The sequence below is a fragment of the Kitasatospora sp. MBT63 genome, assembly GCF_000710465.2.
Lineage (GTDB): Bacteria > Actinomycetota > Actinomycetes > Streptomycetales > Streptomycetaceae > Kitasatospora.
This window is the reverse complement of the sequence record NZ_JAIZ01000478.1, coordinates 1-3259: the sequence shown is the minus strand read 5'-3', so window position 1 is coordinate 3259 and position 3259 is coordinate 1. Positions and strand designations below refer to the sequence as shown.

The 3259-nt window shown below is 70.8% G+C and carries 4 protein-coding genes and 1 pseudogene; 2 read left to right on the top strand and 3 right to left on the bottom strand.

The annotated features are described in order from the left end of the window. Nucleotides 1-578 (bottom strand): SDR family oxidoreductase (locus AA75_RS25995; protein ID WP_033822689.1); only part of this gene is annotated, 578 nt, incomplete at its 3' end. Between the two features lie 92 nt (nucleotides 579-670). Between AA75_RS25995 and AA75_RS25990 the strand changes: the two genes are divergently transcribed. Further along, nucleotides 671-1042 (top strand): helix-turn-helix domain-containing protein, encoded by a 372-nt coding sequence (locus tag AA75_RS25990; protein WP_033822680.1) that lies wholly within the window; start codon nucleotides 671-673, stop codon nucleotides 1040-1042. A 53-nt stretch (nucleotides 1043-1095) separates the two neighbouring features. Here the strand turns inward: AA75_RS25990 and AA75_RS25985 are convergent, their stop codons facing one another. After that, complete coding sequence (locus AA75_RS25985) at nucleotides 1096-1887, bottom strand: DUF4239 domain-containing protein (protein WP_033822679.1); 792 nt, start codon at nucleotides 1885-1887, stop codon at nucleotides 1096-1098. A gap of 508 nt (nucleotides 1888-2395) precedes the next feature. Between AA75_RS25985 and AA75_RS52420 the strand changes: the two are divergent. Further along, nucleotides 2396-2509: pseudogene (locus AA75_RS52420) on the top strand (IS5/IS1182 family transposase); the annotation flags it as partial. Here the strand turns inward: AA75_RS52420 and AA75_RS25980 are convergent. Then, on the bottom strand, nucleotides 2490-3191 hold the full coding sequence (locus tag AA75_RS25980) for a GNAT family N-acetyltransferase (protein WP_063794440.1): 702 nt from the start codon (nucleotides 3189-3191) through the stop codon (nucleotides 2490-2492). The pseudogene AA75_RS52420 and the gene AA75_RS25980 sit on opposite strands and share 20 nt — an antisense overlap. Between the last annotated feature and the right edge of the window lie 68 nt (nucleotides 3192-3259).

Here is a 3259-nt window from a genome sequence, read left to right as displayed (position 1 = left end):
GCCGGCCCGGTCAGCTCGTACACCCGGCCGGTGTGCCGGTCGTCCAGCAGGCAGGCCGCTGCCACCTCGGCGATGTCCGCCGGGTCGACCACCGGTACCCCCACGTCGCCGAAGGGCGCGGCGACCGTCCCTCGCGTGCGGACGGACTCCGCCCACGCCAGGGCGTTGGAGGCGAAGCCGCCCGGGCGAACGACGGCCCAGTCCAGGCCGGACCCGCGCAAGGCGTCCTCCACCGCGCGCATCGCGATCCGCGACGGTCCGAGCGGCCTGGTCGCCACGCCCTGCGAGGACAGCAGGACCACCCGGCCGACCCCGCGGGCCGCGGCCAGCGCGATGATGTCGGCCGGCCTGGCTCCGGGGGCGTGAAGGTCGCCGGAGAGCAGGAGGAACAGCGCCTTCGCGCCGGTCAACGCGGCTGCGAGGCTCGTCGGTTCGGCCAGGTCGGCCGCCACGTGCCGGACGCCGTCAGGTACCGGCCCCGCGTCCCGCGACACCGCCGTCACCTGCTCACCCGCCGCGGCCAAGGCCTGCGTCAGAGGCCGGCCCACATTTCCGGTAGCCCCGGTCACCACGATCATGTTCAGCTCCTCGTCCGTTGTGCACTGAGGTGACCGACGCTAGGAGTTGGGCTTACTTTTCGTAAGAACATACCTAAAGGTAAGCTCCGGATATGAGGGAAGGCGCGCAGCTGAAGCAGGCCGAGGCAGGACACCGGTATGACGTGTTTCACACCGACTGCCCCGCGCGTGACGTGGTCGACCACGTGACCAGCAGGTGGGGTGTCTGGGCGCTGATCGCCTTGCGGGGCAGCGACCTTCGGTTCTACGAACTGCGCGACAGCATCCGCGGTGTCAGCGAGAAGATGCTCTCCCAGACCCTGCGCGCGCTGGTCCAGGACGGCCTGGTCCGGCGGGAGGTGGAGCCGACCGCGCCGCCCCAGGTCACCTATGGGCTGACCGAGTTCGGGCAGGACGTCAGCGAGCCGCTGACGGACCTGTTCGACCGGATCACGGAGCGGCTACCGCCGCGCAGCGCGGGATAGCGCGGTAGCGGCCCCGGAGCAGCCACCCGCCGGAGCGCCGCCCTCATCGGATCTCACGGGGTCCAGTACTGCGCGAGGGCCCCCTCCCGGTAGGGGGAAGGGCTGACGCTGAGGTCGCCGGAGAACGGGCGGTCCAGCACGAAGACCAGCAGCAGGCTGAAGCCGACGAGTCCGGCGACCGAGCCGACGAACAGCACCTGGGCCCGCAGTTTGCGCAGGCCGTAGAGGAACGTCAGCGGGATCAGGACCAGGGCGCCGCCGAACGCCAGCGCCTGGAGCAGCGGGGGCAGTTCCTGGCGTGCCATCGTGATGCGGGCGCGGCGCTGGGAGGCGACGTCGTTGAGCCGGTCCACGGTCTGCTCGTAGAAGACCTGCTCCGCCTGGCCCTTCGGCTCATAGGTCTGCAGCACCTGGAACGCGTCCTGCAGATGGACCTCCGTCGCCCCGTAGCTCGGGTCGCCGGCACGCATGCGGGGCCACTGGTCCTCGACGACGGCGTGGATGTAACCGCTGACGGCCGCATCGAGCCGGACGCGCACCGGATCCGGGAACGCGGCGGCATCACGCGTGATGAGCGCCGCATCGGTGGCCTCGGAGGCGACAATGGTCTGGGTGTCCTCCAACTGCGTCCAGAGGGTGACGATCACGAACGCGAGGATGATCCCGTAGATGGCGCCGAACATCCCCAGCGTCACACCGACCATGTCGTTGTGCTCGCCACGGGCCAGCGACGGATACCTGCGGCGCATCAGCACGCTCCCGGCGACGGCGAGCAGAACGGTTCCGCCCACGGCGACGAAGGCCAGTGTGGTGGTGCTGAAATGATTGAGCAGCCATAGCGACATGTGCGTGGAGTCTAGGCCGGGTGGAACGACCCTAAAGCCGCAGAATCAAGAACCACCGTCGGTACCGGCGAAGACATTCACCTCATCGTGTGAAGGCGCGCCGGCCGCCGAGACGGTCGATGCTCAGGTGGTGGCCGGCGGCGCAGCCGAGCCAGTCCAACAGGTAGTCGATCTCGTAGCCGCTTCCGCAGCCGACGGCCCCCGGGTGTGCTGGAAGCTCGACTCCGCGCCGTCGGTGGAGTCGGTGCCGCCGCTGATCGCGCCGACCCCGTCGAAGGTTCCGGCCGTCGGCAGCCACTCGGTAGGGGCCGGATCGCGGCGCGGGCGCGGGCGCGGACGGCCGGCGATCCGGGGGCTGGGCGAAGACACTCACCTCACCGTGTGAAAGTCCGATCTGCCGATCCCGGACCCCGGCCGGCCCCTCACCCGGGCCCGGCCGGGAGGCCGTGGCCGCCATGGCCCGTACCGGCGCCGGCGGGGACGGCGCCCACGCCCGACTCCGATGGCCGTCGAACGCGGCGGGGCCACGCCCGAGTGATGACCGATCGTCCGTCACACCCGGTGCGGACCACGGCGGCTGACGTCAGCAGCCGACGCCGTCCTCACCCTCGAGCGGCAGCGGCGAAGGGCCCACTGTGCCGGACCGATCCGGTGTCCTGTCCGGCAGCCCGAGCAGCGGCAGGCAGGGGGGTGAGGTTGCTGATCGAGACCTCCGTGTTCCGGTGTGCCTCCCACCGGGCGCGGGAGATGCGCAGGCGGCGCAGGACGGTGACGCGGTCGCGCACGACGAGGCGCTCGACGCCGTCGGGTTCGTAGCCGAGCTTGGTGGACACCCGGAACGAGGAAGGGTTGTCGATGAAGGCTCCCGACGTCGCCTCGGCCGCGTCCAGCCCGGCGAACGCCAGGTGCAGGACCGCCGCGCGCATCTCGGTGCCGATGCCTCGCCCCTGGTGTCGAAGGCCGAGCCAGGAACCGGTGGAGACCTCGCGCACGGCGGCGTAGTTGCGGGCCGCGATCGTCTGCAGACCGACGATCCGGCCTTGTTCGAAGACGGCGAGGTTCAGCGCCCAGTCGTCGGGGGCCCAGTTGCCGAGCCGTAGCCAGTGGTGCTGGACCACCGAGCGCGCCCGTTCCGTGGGCGGCAGGTCGGTCCAGGGGACGGAGAAGGGCATCCGGTCCGGCTCGTGGACGCCCACGGCCGCCAGGTCGGCCAGTTCGGCGAGTTCCTCGCCGGAGGGCAGGCGCAGTTCCAGCCGAGGGGTGTTCAGTCGTAGTCCGAGTAAGGGCCAGTGGTCGATGAGCATGGGCCATTGTGCGCAATCGACCGGCCTGCGATCACCTTGTTTTGGTCTCGGAGGGACAGCCCCGTCCA

What these genes read in the sequence shown, in the direction of transcription:
- AA75_RS25980 (WP_063794440.1), bottom strand. Translation starts at nt 3,191, where the DNA reads ATGCTCATCGACCACTGGCCCTTACTCGGACTACGACTGAACACCCCT.
- AA75_RS25990 (WP_033822680.1), top strand. Translation starts at nt 671, where the DNA reads ATGAGGGAAGGCGCGCAGCTGAAGCAGGCCGAGGCAGGACACCGGTAT.
- AA75_RS25985 (WP_033822679.1), bottom strand. Translation starts at nt 1,887, where the DNA reads ATGTCGCTATGGCTGCTCAATCATTTCAGCACCACCACACTGGCCTTC.